Raw genomic sequence first — 13,978 nt, 5'->3', positions numbered from 1 at the left:
CAAATAAAAAAGCCTGCCGGTCACCCAGCAAGCTTGTGTTTGTCAGAAAATGACGATTAAATTGGCTGTGCAAGGGCAATCGATGAGCGACGCATAATGTCTGTGTGCTCTTCTTTATCGCCGCCTTCAATTTCGATCTCTGCAAGCCGGCCGGAGTTTTCCACAACCATTTTACAGCGTTCGTAGCGGCGCTCCTGGAATCCTTCCAAAGCGTCATTTAATGTTGGTTTAGTGGCAATTTCTTCAGCTAATACTAAGGCGTCTTCAATACCAATACAGGCACCACTTGCTAAATGTGGTGTGGTGGCATGTACTGTATCACCGATTAACAACACCCGACCTTTGTACCAAGGCGCAGGCATCATTACGCGCTCAAGTGGGCGATAATGAATTAAGCTATCTTCATCGAGCATCTCTGCCAGTTCTTTAACCATAGGCGCAGAAAAACCGGCCATTAACCCGCGCAATGTTGCGATGAAAGTCGCCGGATCACGAAAGTCGTTTTGTTCCCGGTTTTCCGTTACAAACATGTACATTTGGGTTTCTGACATGGGATTAACTCCCACTTTAATGTGCTGACTGACCCACATCATTGTGTTATCAACACCAGGTAATCGCGGCAATACGGCACGCCATACACCCTGACCAATATACTTAGGCGCTTCAGCGTCCGGGAAAATGGTTTCTCTTACTTTAGAGTAAACACCATCAGCCCCCACAACCAAGTCGTATTGCTTGGTTGTACCATCAGTAAAACTCACTTCAACGCTATCGCCAAGATCGGTGATAGATTCAAAGGTTGTTCCAAGTCGTACATTGGTTTTAGTGGTACGGGTTTTCTCCGCTAGAATTTTAGCTAGAGCCGGGCGCATTACCGCCCCCGCACCGGGTAGCCCTTCACGTAAAGGCGGAGCCGGGATGTGAGCTAGATGCATGCCATTTGGTGCATGGACTTCTAAACCGGCGTTGCCGCAGCCCACAGCCAAAAACTCGTCAATAATTCCCAGTTGAATGAAAGTGCGAAGCGTCGCTCCGCCCAAGGTGATACCTGCGCCATCAGCTCGCCAGTTTGGATCGATTTCAACTAAATCGACTTCCACACCCGCTTTACTCAACTCAATGGCTGCTGACATGCCTGAAAAGCCACCACCAATAATCAGTACATTGTTGATACAGTTACTCATTTTCCTAGTCCTCCAAGATGATCCAAAGTGAACCATCAGGCTCTTGAATCACCGGTATCGGTCGCAAAGCATCGCCTTTGCAAGGACCTGAAGTACATAGTCCAGACCGAATATTAAACAGCGCGCCGTGGGCGGCGCATACGATATTGTCACCTGCAGCATCCAGGTAGGCGTCTTTTTTCCAAGGTAAACTTGTGTCACCGTAGTGAGGACAGACATCCGCATAGGCAAAGTACTCTCCGTCTTTTTTCACTACGAAGACAGTATCTATACCCTGTCGTTGAGGGTCGAAACCTCGTGCGCTGACCTCTGGTATATCTCCTTCACGACAGAGCATGACACGATTGTTCATTACGCACCCTTAGATGGTGGAGGCCCCATAGGCGCCCATTTCTCGTGATACTGTAATAAGAAGACCTGAGAATTATCCGCACCGGGCATGGCTTCACGTGCTTCCCACTCGTCATCATGCAAGTCCATGTCGGCATCAAACTCCATGTTGCAACCGAAGGGACTTTTGAAATACCAAAACCAGTTCGAACCAAAGATATGGCGGCCTGGTCCCCAGAAACTCTGATAACCTTTATTAACCATCTTGGTACCCGCAGTAACCACATCTGTTGGCCCGCCCATGTGGAAAGTAAAGTGCTCAATCCCTTTCATATGTGGTGGGGTCTGGAGGAAGAACACGGTATGGTGATCGGTAGTACCAGCAGGACGCATAAACGGCCCTACGTGGGTAAAGCGGTCAGTGGTAACAAAGCCTAACCGATCGCGATAGAAAGCTTCCTGTTTTGACACATCCGGAACAAAGTACACGACATGCGACAATGTTCTTGGCTCAGGTGAATCCTCTTTGCTTACCGCAACCTGGTTAACGCCGCGCTGTGGCTGAGCACCTGGCGCATTAATTTTTTCAGCGGCTAAGTCTAGTGGTTTGCGTATGGTTACCTGAAAACCCAATACAAAACCATGATCATCAACAGACTCAATACTGCCATCGTCAAGTGTTGTCACGTCACGATCTTTGCTAAGCTCTTTAGCTATAGCATCAATGGAAGCTTGATCAGCAACACCATAGACGGTTTTACGTAGCATAGAGCCTGTTTCCAGCGGTGCAGGGAGTGCCGGGTCATCCTTTGCACGGATCTCAATACCTGTACCATCAAGAGACAAATACCGATACTCACCGTCAGCAGTCAGACCGTAATCTGATGCAAATTCACGGCAGGCTTCAACGTCATCAACACCAAAAATAAGTAAATCCGGGCCTATAATATTCATTATTTTCTCCATTACGCTGTATGGGCGCCGAAGGTCTCAGCAACCCAATCAGCAATGTAGTGGCCAGCATTAATGCTGTTATCAAAACTCGAATGCTGAACACCGCCTTCGCGCTCAGTAAAGACTTTCAGTTCACGTTTTGGACTGTTAATTAATTGCTCATAGGTGCGCTCCGCCCACTTAAGCGGAATTTGCGAATCTTTAGAGCCGTGGGTAACTAAAAACGGCACTTTGATTTTCTCGACCTGACCATCAAGATGAACGTTTTCTGCAATGTCCATAAATTCATCAAGGTCTTTGGCACCCCAAACCCAGCAAACGTGATTCCAGTAGTGTGGTACAGGGAAATCGCCTTCTTTTTCTAAACGGCGTTTTTGTACATCACGCCAATCGTGATTCGCTCCCCAACACACTCCCAGTGCCAGACGCGGCTCATTCGCAACTGCCCGCGGGCAGTAATAGCCACCGAGAGAAACCCCTTCCATACCAATGCGACTGCTATCAACCTCTGGGTGTTGCTCCAACCAATCAACCACGATGGATGCCCAGAACTCACTGTCAAAACGGGCGTTAAAGCCTTGTAGGCGAAGTGCTTCACCGGTACCAGGCTGATCAAGTACCAGCGACGAAACGCCTCTGTCAGCCAACCATTGTGGTAAGCCAACCAAATACTTCATTTCTTTGGTTGAATCCAAACCGTTTACCTGGATAAGAATGGGCGCAGGGCCTTCAACATTTTTTGCTTTTACATACAAAGCAGAAAGGTGCTTGCCTTCATAGGGGATTTCTACACGAGTACAGTTAGCTTTCTTCAACGCCATACCGCGTTCAAACAACTCGAGCTCACGCTTATACAGTTCCAGGCGACCTGGTGCATTGTGCCCTTGTAAACGCTCACACGTAATCAAATAGGACGAAGCACGCATGTACTTCTCACCAGCCGAAAACATCCGCCCTTTCTGTTCATCTTCTTCTGCCAGTACACATAACTTGTCGGCCATATTGGCCCAGGTATCACGAAACGCCTGCGTGCCTTCCTTATCAGGCTGCTTTGCAGCCTCTTGCAGCGGCGCGCACATTTCTTCTATTTCACCAATACGGGCGCCCATTTCAATCGCTAGATCTACTGATAGGTTCCAAACATAGTTGGTTGGAAAATACTTAAACATCGTTTGTCCTCATGGGTTTATCCCTCTCTTTACGGAGGAATTCATGACTAATTTTTTGTTTGGGGTACAAAGGCAACTGCCCGCACAAAGCCAGCAGAAGCATGTTTGATTTTGTAAGGAAAACAGGCGATCCAAAAACCCGTTGAGGGCAAGGCTTCCAGGTTTGACAGTTTCTCCATTTGGCCATAACCAATATCCCGGCCCGCCTTATGACCTTCCCATATGATTGACGCATCACCAGACTTAGCAAAGCGCTCGCGGGTAAATTTAAAGGGTGCATCCCAGCTCCAAGCGTCTGTACCCACAACCTTTATGCCGCGCTCCAACAGGTACATGGTCGCTTCACGGCCCATGCCGACCCCGGCGTCCAGATAGCCGGGTTGACCAAATAGCGCGCCAGCACGGGTATTCACCACAACAATATCCAAAGGCTGCAGGTCATGACCGACACGTAGCAGTTCCTCTTCGACTTCAGCGGCTGTTATGACATGGCCATCCGGCAGATCACGAAAATCCAGCTTCACACCTGGCTGAAAGCACCACTCCAACGGCATCTCATCAATACCGTATGCAGGTTTGCCTCCATCAGTCGTTGACGCGTAGTGCCAGGGTGCATCCATATGCGTGCCACTGTGGGTGGTTATTTGTAACCTTTCGGCTGCCCATGACTCATCGCCGGGCAACTGCTCCTTGTTGAGTCCAGGGAACATGGCTGCCATTTCTGGCCAGCCTTGCTGATGATCCATGTAGTCAATTTTAGGCAGCAGTGGAGGTGGATCCGTATGCGGGTTATTGTCAAGCGTCACCGATAAATCGATAAGCGTAAATTGCTGCGAATTAAACATTTTCATTCTCCACTTTTACATGCTGGCGGATTTCGCCAAAAAGACTGCACCCACTATCATCTGTTGCCTTAAGTGAAATCACTTCACCATGCTGTAGAAAATTGGTTTTTGGCGCACCGGAAGCAATTAGCTCTTTGGCGCGCAACTCCGAAATACAGGCTTGTCCGACTTCAGGATCGTCATTGGATACGGTGCCAGACCCAACAACAGTGCCAGCATTCAGCTGTCTTGTGAGCGCGGCGTGAGCAATCAGTTGGTCAAAACCAAAGTGCATTTCACGCCCATGGGGATGACCAAAAGGCACACCATTGCGGGTAATATTCATCGTCATGTGTACACGATTATCTCGCCAGCAATCTCCCAACTCATCGGGGGTGACAGCAATCGGTGCAAACGCAGTGGCGCCTTTAGCCTGCACAAAACCAAAGCCGGTTTTCATTTCACGAGGTGCGAGTCCCCGATAACTAATATCATTGAGCATGACGACTAATCTGATGGCTTGTTCGGCCTCGGCCAAGGTGGCGCCCATCGGAACTCTGTCAGTGATAACGGCAAATTCGCCTTCAAAGTCTGCGCCATGAGCAACGTCAGCAACGACAATGTCATCTTTAGGGCCACTGAAATTATCACCCGCCCCCTGGTATACCAACGGGTACTTTTCTGCATCCTCAATCGGGTCCAGATGAAAGGCTTTCTGCATTAAATGACCATGATTTAAAAAACATGAGCCATCGAGCCACTGCCAGGCTCGCGGCAGAGGCGCATCAAATTGTTCAGACTCCAGCGGTATTGCATCTTTTCTGCGCCCGGCATTTAATGCCTCGTACCGCTCCTGCAGCAATGGTTTACACTTTGTCCAGTTGTCCAGTGCATATTGGAGAGTAGGCGCTATATCCGCCAAGGATACCGTGGTACTCAAATCTCTGGAGACCATGACAAGTGTCCCATCCGGTGACTGTGATTTTAATGTGGCAAATTTCATATTGTTATTGCATAAACCATGTAAACTTTGTGAATTAGAATTTTAATATTGATTAACAATATTTAAACAACTATATTCCATCTTGTAGAATCAAAAAAATTAATTTTATAGATACGATTTATCATTTTCGCAGATACATTAACTCTGGTATTTGACTGCAGGAGAAACGAGTTTGAGAGTGGAAAAGTTGGATTTGAACCTGTTACACGCGTTGGAAATATTATTAGAAGAGAAAAGTATTACCCGTTCAGCGCGACGCCTGAACCTCAGCCAATCCGCGACAAGCAGCATTCTTGCCAGGTTACGTCAGTATTTTGAAGATGACTTACTGGTCCAGATTGGCAGGCGAATGGAACCGACTCCCTATGCGCTCGAACTGGCGCTGCCGGTGAAGCAAGTTTTGAATTTAGTACGAACGTCGATCACGAGTAAGCGACAGAACAACCCACAAAACAGTGAAAGGCATTTTAGAATAGTTGCTTCAGATTACATTGCCCAACTCTTACTAAGTACCACTCTTAACCAACTGCAATTGCATGCTCCGACCATCTCATTTGAGTTTTTAACGCCTTTTAGTTACGGCGCTGACTCGTTAAACAAGGGCAATGCCGATTTATTTATCGCTCCCAAGTCGAAAATAGACAGTGAATTCCCAAGTCAGTTTTTAGTTGCCGATGAACTGGTATGTTTAGGCGATGTAAATCTCTATGCAGAGCACGACTCGCTTACTACTGAACAATTTTTTGACGTCGGCCACATTACGGTAGGATTTGAACGAAACAGTCAGTTTAGTATTGAAAGTTGGTTTGAAGAAAATTGTGGACAGAAAAGACAAATTGATATTATTACCAATGACTTCAATACGCTGTGCTTAGCAATTTGTAATACCAGCAGGGTCGCCTTGGTGCCATCCAGCTTTGCTACGGAACCATTGAAGCGCGGACGATTAAAAATTCTTAGAATCCCCTTTGAATTACCCAAATTAGAAGAATATATGACCTGGCACCCCACCCAGGACAGTGATCCAGTCCATCAATGGTTAAGACAAAAAATACAATCCAATATCAACGCTGTTAAATCAATTTTTTGAGTTAACTGATATATTCTGATGAGCACGGTCAATGCGAGACCGAGGTCATTCGCTGCAGTGTCTCTTTGTTTCAAAGGGTTTTATTTCGCTTTCCGGGCCTCTACAAAAAAGCATCATTGCGCCGAAACTGCACCAGACTAATTGGCTAAAGCATATTAATCATTTACTAATTCGAAACCCATCGCAGCCAGCAATTCTTCTTGTTGCCACCGGCACACCCTGACGCCTTCGACATTCACTTTACGAGGATCCAATCCCTCCAATTCGACGTGACTCAGATCAGCGTGCGAAAAAGAAAACACCCCCCAGACATCTGAGGAGAAAACGCCGCGGCTTAAATCTGAGCCATTTAACATTGCCCCGTGTAGGTTTGCACCTATCCAACGGTTTTCAAACAGGTCACATTTCTCTATGCGCTGATTCTCCAAATTTGCATACGACAAATCGCAAGCCGTAATGAAAGCCGAACAGTCATATTTTTCTTGAGTAAAATACTTTGCAAATTTTGCCCGATTGAAGTCAGCAGCAGTCAGGTTACATTGGCGAAACTCAACCATATAAAGATTAGCACCGGTAAAAGTGCTGTGCGACAAATTGCAGTTTATGAAACTGGCTTCTTCAAGTTCTGTGTTTTCGAACAGGCATCCTTTGCCTGACTGGCCATCAATAAAATTACAATTCTTAAACTGGTAACCAGAAAAGTCGGCTCTGCTGAAGTCACATTCTATGAATATGCAGGATTCAATACAGGTGCCGGGTATGTCCTCTGGTGTAACAGAAACATACGAATAGGTTTGATGGTTCATCATTCACACTACCTGAAACAGAATTAAAAATACGAACATAGCCACCAGATATCGACCACATTGTGCGAATAGCAGCCCTGTATTTCCATTAAAAAGCCCCTACAATATTGTAAGGGCGACACTTTACTTTAAGTATTTTAATGAGTTAAGTTTTAAACCTAATAGAACTTGTAAGTTACCTTCATCCCAAACGTTCTGGGCGCACCGAAAGACCATAATTGCACGTCATCCGGACCAGCCGCCGTGTATGTGTAGTAACTGATCGGACTCTCATTTTCGATATTTCTGACATACAACATTGCTTCCCAGCTATCATCTAACGTGGTGAACTTCAGAGTAGCATCTGTCTGAGTGTAGGCATCTTGCTGACTGTCATTATCATTAAGCGGTGACAGATAATAGTCACTCTTATAACGTGTAAATAAACTAGCTACCAGCGTACCTGAGTCCATTTCCCAGTAATGATCATAGGCCAGCGTGGCAATCAACTCCGGCGCATTCGACGGTGCGTTGCCTGCCAGGTTAACCAGCTCACCGTCAACTTCACTCACCGCAGTAGTGTCACATCCACCTAAACACTGCACTGGAATCGCACCGGTAAAATCAACATACTCCGCGTTGAGGTAATTTAATGAAACAGCCAGACTGTCAGATTCCGTTAACCAGATATCGTACGTCCCTTCCAGTCCCCAGATTTCGGCTTTACCGGCATTGAAGACCTGACCACCTAAATTAGTATCCAGTAATATCGGGACCTGTAGATCCTTGTAATCATAATAGAACGCCGAGCCGGTAACGCTGTACTCATCTCTGTCCAGCTTTAAACCAGCTTCATAGGAGTACAACACTTCGGGATCGTAAGTCTTACCGGTACTGTCAAAGCCACCAGCTTTGTAGCCTTTGCTGATCTTAGCGTAATACAGACTGTCGCTATCCGGCTGATAGTTGGTGCCAAGCGTCCAGGTAAATTCACTATCCTCAGCCAACAGTTCACTTGCCACTGCACCCTCAGTATCGATGGGTCGAATCTGTGGATTTTCTTCGAACGTCAAACCCGAAGGCAGATTGGTCTGGGTGCCAGATTTGCGGTCTTTGGTGTAGCGTCCGCCTGCCACTACGGTAAGAGTGTCTGTCACAGGCACATCGACCTGACCAAAAATAGCATTTGATCTTGATTTGATATCAGGCCGGTAGAACGTATTCGCCCAGAAGCCCTGTGGCCCGTTAGGGTAAGCGCCGATATAACTGAGAAGGCCTGAGTTTACATCCTGTTCTTCAACAAACTGGAATACACCGCCCTGCCAGAAGAGACGGTCTTCCCCGCCACTAAACCGCAGTTCATGGCTGGTTGTTTCAATATCGGTATTACGGAAGAAAATGTAATTAGGATGTAATGCTTCATCAGCATCAACCGTGCTGTCACGGTAGCCGCCGCGATAGCTCACCGTCATAAAGTCTGTGACATATTCAATGTGCGCGCGGACTGCATCGCCATCGACCTTATGAAATGCCCGATCCGCCATGCCTGGCGCTTCAAAGTTTTCTCTGTCTATGTCCGCCAGATTATTGGTATTGGAGGGAGTACACAACACTTCACCATTGACGTTGGCAATTTGTTCCCAGCCTGCAGCCACATTACACTGACCAGCACCGTCATCAGCCTGGCCGGTTGCGTTAATATTATAGGCTGCAAAAAACGGCGCCTGCTGATCCAAAGTGCTCGTTTCGTACGCAAAATACGCAGACAAGTTATCAAGTGGTTCCACTTGCAGGCCAATACGGCCAGCTTGTACGTCCTTATCACCCGATCTCAAACCGTCGCCATGATCACGAAAACCATCATGCACCGATGAAAAACCAGCAACACGTATTGCTGCGCTGTCGCCTAACGGTACATTCAATGCGCCATTAAACTCACGTGAACTGTAATTGCCGACATCGGCAGAAAAATTACCACTGAACTCGTCGAGTTGAGGCTTGTTGGTAATAATATTTACCGCACCACCTGTAGCATTACGACCATACAAAGTACCTTGTGGTCCACGCAGAACCTCGACACGCTGGACATCAAACATCGCCGCGTTCATCACCCGGGGGCGATTGATATATTCACCATCAATACTAATTGTCAGCGATTGGTCTGCTGCTTCATCACTGCTTTCGGTACTGATACCGCGCAGTGATACACGGGTGGCTATTGAGTCATTGGCAGTAACAAAATCAGGCGCGACCCGGCTTAATGACTGAATATCTGAAACACCGGCATTTTCCAGCAATTCGGCACTCACAACGTTCATGGAAATTGGCACGTCAGATGCAGACTGCACACGGTTCTGTGCGGTGACTTCTATTACCTCTAAATCCTGATTGCTTTTTTTCTGTTCTGAATTGTCTTGTGCATTAGCACCCGCTGACAGTCCGATTAATACTGCGGTGGTTAAAACGGCTTTTTTATGATGTGTATTCAACATGAAACACCCTCTTATGTAGGCATCGGTGTATCAACCTCAAATATGTACAAAGTCCTGAATGTCAATCTGATTCACTCTGCACCCCAATTCTTGCCACCCCCATAATGCGAATGGTGATTCACATTTAAACACAAAAACAAAAAGGATCAACAATAAATATACATTTATATAACAACATAATAGTAACTAATAATTTAAATATAGATCAAAATCATAAAAATCATATATTTAAAATAGATATTTTTTTTCGTAAAAAATACCAAGCCAACACCCTAATTGGAATTAACAATCTTATTTGAATTTGAAACATGAATATCAGGAATTGATAAAGCAGATAGTTCGAACAATAAAGCTGTCCGTATGTCGTTGCTCTGCGGAAACGGCTGCAGCTCAGAATCAATCCAAAAGGGTGGGAAACAGCGCCAAACTGACGCTGTTTTATTCAGATCAGTTGGGTAGGGTCTCCCATTCAGCACCTCGTTTTGCACTATTGACAGCCGCCTGGATAAATTGCATGCCTCGTACACCATCACTGATGCCAGGATATCCGCCCTGAAGCGGTTGCTGCATACAGTAGCGTCGAATGTCCTCAATAAACAGCTTATACAGGCCAGCCAGGGACTCAAGAATACCTTCCGGATGACCTCCCGGGGTACGGGTCAAATACTGGGCCTCTGGCGCCTGCAGACTCACAGCCGTGCGCAGTAATTGTTTGGGTTGACCTTGCGGTGCATAAATGAGCGTATTGGGTTCCTGCTGGTGCCATTCAATGGCGCCTTTCGAACCGTAGATCCTAATCGACAACGCGTTTTCCTCGCCACAGGCAATCTGAGAACACACCAGCGTGCCCTTGCCGCCGCCGGCCAACCGGATAAGCATATTGGCATCATCGTCAAGCTGCCGCCCGTCGACGAAGGTCGATAAGTCAGCACAGATCGCGTTAATACGATCACCAGTCATGTACTCAACCATGTTCGCTGCGTGCGTACCGATATCACCTACACAACAACTGATCCCGGAACGGTTGGGGTCGGTGCGCCAGGAGGCCTGCTTGTTAGCGTCTTCGCCAGCTTCCAGTGATTCCATCAGCCAATCCTGGTTGTATTCCACCAGCACTTTACGAATACCCCCTAACTGGTCCTGCCCAATCATCGACCTGGCTTCCTGTACCGCCGGATAACCGGTGTAAGTATGGGCCAGCCCGAAGACAACCGGATTACGCTGCAGAGCCTGCTCTATGTTCTGGGCCTCGCCGACCGTCAGTGTCATTGGCTTTTCACACATAACATGAATACCCGCCGCAATGAATGTCAACGCTACCTCAGCATGCATAAAGTTGGGCGTTGCGATAATCACAAAATCAATCCCATCCTCTCGCGCCGCTTCTTCCTTAGCCATCTCTTTATAATCGCTGTAACTGCGTGACAAGAACCATTCCCGGGCACTCTCATGGGCGACCTGTTCCCGCGACGACAGCGCGCCGGCCACCAGCCGGGCCTGACCATCGAGTTGTGCGGCCATGCGATGCACCGCACCAATGAAAGCGCCGCTACCACCGCCAACAATACCGGCCCTCAGCGGCCGGGAAAAGGCATCTTGCTGATAAGTTAAGTCCATCTTTCTCCCCTTTTATTAAGATCGGTAAGCTTCACGACCAATGCCCTGAACAGGAATATCCAGCGCCGGTAACACCTGATGCTGAATGGCGTACATTGACGCAGCCGCTTCATCGATAGCCCGGCAAAAATCCACGGACCCTTGTAATAAAGGGGCCAGTTTATCGCGATCCTGAATCCGTGCAGCAGGATACTCATGCTCAACCACCAGATAGGTGTTTGCCACATCCAGATCCAGTAACTCTCTGGCGGCAAGTTGATGGTCCAGCCAATCCACAGTCCGGTTTTGTAAATAGGCCAGCGGATCGTGCCGCGCTGTGCCGGGTAATTCATGCTCACACAACACGGTTTGCTTTTTCCATGCATTCAGCAAATCAGCCGGATCATCAGAAGGAACGCCATTTTTACAATCGCCACGCTGAATAGTCTGACCACCATAGCCCCAGGCAGACACACCCTTCGCGTCAATCACCTGGCCTTTGACATGAAATCCGGCAATCAGAAAGCCATAGCCTTCATCTTTTAAATACTGGAACATCGAACGTGTGTCCTGCCCCATTAGAACGGAGTGAGACGGGTCATAATGGATTCTGAACTGATCGCCAACTCCATGTTTTTCACAAATTTGATGCAGTGCAATCCAGGTAGCGGGGGTATACGCAATGTTATTGTGCCAGCAATCTGTGGGATTCCAGCCCGGCATCGGGCATTGCTCTACACGATAGGTAAGCCCCCGCGCTTTTGCTTCTTTTAGCAACGGGATAAATTCTTGTTCAAACATTTGCAGATTTTGATCCATCGACAACTGGATATTACGGCCTATAAAACCGCACACAGCGTCAGTGCCTAACAGGTTAGCGGCGTCAAAGACCTTGCGCATAAAATCATGCTTTTTTTTACGCTCGTCATTGTCATGCACTAATAGATTGTCAAAATAGGTTAAATCAGATAACCCCACCCCGGTTTCTTTCATTGCCGCTAAGATGCGGTTTGCCCGCTGACTATTAAACGACTCACGTAAATCCAGTGTATTGGCAACTGGGTCCAGCAATGCTTCAGGCGGTACGTCAGCCAAACTGGGGTGAATGGCAGCGGAGAGCTGAATATAAGGGCACTCAATTTGCGCAGAAAATGTCAACCAGTCTTCAATTGCCCGATCAGGATCGGCATCACGAATGTCGCGAGGCGTTAATTCTTGTAACGCAGCAGTAAGCATACTGAGCTTCATATGCTGAGGTTTGTAGGATAAGGTGTTAGTCATGCTATTCACGCCTTTTAGTGTCAGTAGTGTTAGTCATTAATGTTTAGCGAGCCGGTTTACCCTTATTAGTAACGCAATGGCGCACATGGCCAACAAACCGGCAACTAAAAAAGGGGCTCCCGGATACACCGGGTACGCATTGCCAGGTGTCGTAAACTGATGAAAAAGCCAGGGCAGGCACAGTGGTGTAATAATCGCACCCACACTGCGAGTAGCCGCAAATGCTCCCTGTAAAGTGCCTTGATTAGAGGCATCCACTTGCGATGACATGTAACTCATCAACCCTGCATTAGTCATAAAGCCCATCGCGCTGGGAATGATAAACACGAGAATAACGTACTGATTGGTGATGCAGGCAAAGGCGATAGAACCAATCAGTAAACCGGTCATTCCAGTGAAGCTGGCGACCAGGTCGCCGAATCGTTGTGAAATTTTCCCCACCAAAACGCCCTGAGTTAAAATACTTACCAGACCATAAAGGCCCATGGATAACCCAATTTCTTTGGCAGTCCAGTTAAATTGATAGGCCGTAAAGTATGGCCACACGGTAGGCACCGTGTTAAGCGCTATGTGTAAACATAGCACCACCAGCAATAACCGCGGGATTTGCGGTGTTACCTTAAGCCGGGTAAAAACTCCCCAGGGGCTGGCATTTCGCCATTCAAAGGTTTTGCGCAAAGGCTTCGCTAAGGACTCGCGAAACACAAAGAAGCCAACAACGGCATTGGTTAGCGTCAGCACAGACGCAGCAAAAATAGGTGTCCGTAAACCGTAATCGGCAAGTAACCCACTTAATACCGGGCCAAACATAAAGCCCAGACCAAATGCAGCACCCAGCGAACCAAAACGCTTTGCCCGTTTTTCGGCACTGGTAATATCCGCCATAAAGGCTGCGGCGACCGCTGGCGTAGCGCCAAACAAGCCGGCGAGTGCCTGCGCAGCAAATAGCCAGACGATAGACGGCGCGAGGCCCATAAGCAGATAGTTGAGTCCGAATGCGGTAAATGACATTAACAGGACTGGCCTGCGGCCATAAGCATCACTTAATGATCCCAGCAGTGGCGTAGCAAAAAACTGAATAGTCGCAAACAGTGCGATAATGGCACCACCATAAAGAGCGGCGCCAGACACATCTACCTGTGCTAATTGCTGAATTAATTCAGGAATGATTGGCGCGAGAAGACCATGCCCCATCGCGTCAAAAAATACCGCTAGCAACACAAACCAAATAGCGGCCCCAGAGTTTGCTTGGTTTTTTGTTGTCACCATT

12 protein-coding genes are annotated in these 13,978 nt (G+C 47.6%); 1 reads left to right on the top strand and 11 read right to left on the bottom strand.

All coding sequences use genetic code 11. The features are described 5' to 3' along the window. Window positions 1–56 precede the first annotated feature (56 nt). Genes AC2T0J_RS11220 through AC2T0J_RS11195 form a run of 6 tightly spaced genes read right to left on the bottom strand, consistent with a single transcriptional unit; the run spans window position 57 to window position 5,464 of the window. Window positions 57–1,184 (bottom strand): FAD-dependent oxidoreductase, encoded by a 1,128-nt coding sequence (locus AC2T0J_RS11220; protein WP_489810207.1) that lies wholly within the window; start codon window positions 1,182–1,184, stop codon window positions 57–59. Between the two features lie 4 nt (window positions 1,185–1,188). Then, a complete protein-coding gene (locus AC2T0J_RS11215) occupies window positions 1,189–1,536 on the bottom strand; it encodes a Rieske (2Fe-2S) protein (RefSeq protein WP_489810206.1) in 348 nt (115 codons plus the stop codon). Continuing rightward, window positions 1,536–2,468, bottom strand: a complete 933-nt coding sequence (locus AC2T0J_RS11210) for a VOC family protein (RefSeq protein WP_489810205.1) — start codon at window positions 2,466–2,468, stop codon at window positions 1,536–1,538. Before AC2T0J_RS11210 ends, AC2T0J_RS11215 begins: the two co-directional genes overlap by 1 nt. 11 nt (window positions 2,469–2,479) lie before the next feature. Then, window positions 2,480–3,637, bottom strand: coding sequence for an alpha/beta hydrolase family protein (locus tag AC2T0J_RS11205; protein ID WP_489810204.1), 1,158 nt, complete (start codon window positions 3,635–3,637; stop codon window positions 2,480–2,482). Window positions 3,638–3,684: 47 nt separating this feature from the next. Continuing rightward, window positions 3,685–4,482, bottom strand: coding sequence for a cyclase family protein (locus tag AC2T0J_RS11200; RefSeq protein ID WP_489810203.1), 798 nt, complete (start codon window positions 4,480–4,482; stop codon window positions 3,685–3,687). After that, entirely contained in the window at window positions 4,475–5,464 is a 990-nt protein-coding gene (locus AC2T0J_RS11195; RefSeq protein WP_489810202.1) for a fumarylacetoacetate hydrolase family protein, read from the bottom strand. Before AC2T0J_RS11195 ends, AC2T0J_RS11200 begins: the two co-directional genes overlap by 8 nt. A gap of 178 nt (window positions 5,465–5,642) precedes the next feature. Here AC2T0J_RS11195 and AC2T0J_RS11190 point away from each other — a divergent pair, with 178 nt between their 5' ends. Then, entirely contained in the window at window positions 5,643–6,554 is a 912-nt protein-coding gene (locus tag AC2T0J_RS11190) for a LysR family transcriptional regulator (protein ID WP_489810201.1), read from the top strand. Window positions 6,555–6,709: 155 nt separating this feature from the next. On the opposite strand, the gene AC2T0J_RS11185 is transcribed toward AC2T0J_RS11190, so the two are convergent. From AC2T0J_RS11185 to AC2T0J_RS11165, 5 genes are all read right to left on the bottom strand, one after another. Further along, a complete protein-coding gene (locus AC2T0J_RS11185; RefSeq protein ID WP_489810200.1) occupies window positions 6,710–7,363 on the bottom strand; it encodes a Qnr family pentapeptide repeat protein in 654 nt (217 codons plus the stop codon). Between the two features lie 155 nt (window positions 7,364–7,518). Further along, window positions 7,519–9,831 carry a TonB-dependent receptor gene (locus AC2T0J_RS11180; RefSeq protein ID WP_489810199.1) on the bottom strand — a complete coding sequence of 771 codons (2,313 nt, stop codon included), beginning with the start codon at window positions 9,829–9,831 and terminating at the stop codon, window positions 7,519–7,521. 447 nt (window positions 9,832–10,278) lie between these two features. Then, window positions 10,279–11,448 (bottom strand): Gfo/Idh/MocA family protein, encoded by a 1,170-nt coding sequence (locus tag AC2T0J_RS11175; RefSeq protein ID WP_489810198.1) that lies wholly within the window; start codon window positions 11,446–11,448, stop codon window positions 10,279–10,281. A gap of 15 nt (window positions 11,449–11,463) precedes the next feature. Then, complete coding sequence (locus AC2T0J_RS11170; protein ID WP_489810197.1) at window positions 11,464–12,708, bottom strand: sugar phosphate isomerase/epimerase family protein; 1,245 nt, start codon at window positions 12,706–12,708, stop codon at window positions 11,464–11,466. Window positions 12,709–12,744: 36 nt separating this feature from the next. Next, window positions 12,745–13,977 (bottom strand): MFS transporter, encoded by a 1,233-nt coding sequence (locus AC2T0J_RS11165; RefSeq protein ID WP_489810196.1) that lies wholly within the window; start codon window positions 13,975–13,977, stop codon window positions 12,745–12,747. Between the last annotated feature and the right edge of the window lies 1 nt (window position 13,978).

The sequence above is a fragment of the Alteromonas sp. ISO5 genome (assembly GCF_058105165.1).
Note: the sequence above shows the minus strand (reverse complement) of the source record. Positions and strands in the feature narration are given on the sequence as shown.

Coding starts and splice junctions, on each gene's coding strand:
- AC2T0J_RS11205 (WP_489810204.1), bottom strand. CDS start 3,637: ATGTTTAAGTATTTTCCAACCAACTATGTTTGGAACCTATCAGTAGAT.
- AC2T0J_RS11180 (WP_489810199.1), bottom strand. CDS start 9,831: ATGTTGAATACACATCATAAAAAAGCCGTTTTAACCACCGCAGTATTA.
- AC2T0J_RS11210 (WP_489810205.1), bottom strand. CDS start 2,468: ATGAATATTATAGGCCCGGATTTACTTATTTTTGGTGTTGATGACGTT.
- AC2T0J_RS11175 (WP_489810198.1), bottom strand. CDS start 11,448: ATGGACTTAACTTATCAGCAAGATGCCTTTTCCCGGCCGCTGAGGGCC.
- AC2T0J_RS11185 (WP_489810200.1), bottom strand. CDS start 7,363: ATGATGAACCATCAAACCTATTCGTATGTTTCTGTTACACCAGAGGAC.
- AC2T0J_RS11200 (WP_489810203.1), bottom strand. CDS start 4,482: ATGTTTAATTCGCAGCAATTTACGCTTATCGATTTATCGGTGACGCTT.
- AC2T0J_RS11215 (WP_489810206.1), bottom strand. CDS start 1,536: ATGAACAATCGTGTCATGCTCTGTCGTGAAGGAGATATACCAGAGGTC.
- AC2T0J_RS11195 (WP_489810202.1), bottom strand. CDS start 5,464: ATGAAATTTGCCACATTAAAATCACAGTCACCGGATGGGACACTTGTC.
- AC2T0J_RS11165 (WP_489810196.1), bottom strand. CDS start 13,977: ATGGTGACAACAAAAAACCAAGCAAACTCTGGGGCCGCTATTTGGTTT.
- AC2T0J_RS11220 (WP_489810207.1), bottom strand. CDS start 1,184: ATGAGTAACTGTATCAACAATGTACTGATTATTGGTGGTGGCTTTTCA.
- AC2T0J_RS11170 (WP_489810197.1), bottom strand. CDS start 12,708: ATGACTAACACCTTATCCTACAAACCTCAGCATATGAAGCTCAGTATG.